The organism is Bradyrhizobium sp. Kon56 (genome assembly GCF_055807635.1).
In genome coordinates this window covers 1-258 of the sequence record NZ_JBVVOU010000489.1, presented here as the reverse complement: position 1 = coordinate 258, position 258 = coordinate 1, and the positions used below count along the sequence as shown (strand labels likewise).

The 258-nt window shown below is 62.0% G+C and carries 1 protein-coding gene; it reads left to right on the top strand.

Annotation, left to right across the window (positions count from 1 at the left end):
* Positions 1-258: hypothetical protein (locus tag AC0L3B_RS39770; RefSeq protein ID WP_473383366.1), on the top strand; the 258-nt coding region annotated here is incomplete at both ends.

Below are 258 nucleotides of genomic sequence, written 5' to 3'. Positions count from 1 at the left end.
CCAATGTGGTGTCCGGCGCCGCCACAGCGGTGATTCTGGCCACGGGCAATAACACCTATTTCGGTGCGTTGGCGCAGCGCGTCACCGCGACCGACCGCGCCACCACCTCGTTCCAGCATGGGGTGAACAAGGTCAGCTGGCTGCTGATCCGCTTCATGTTCGTGATGGCGCCGCTGGTGTTGTTCATCAACGGGTTTACCAAGGGTGACTGGACCGAAGCGCTGCTGTTCGCACTGTCGATTGCCGTGGGCCTTACCC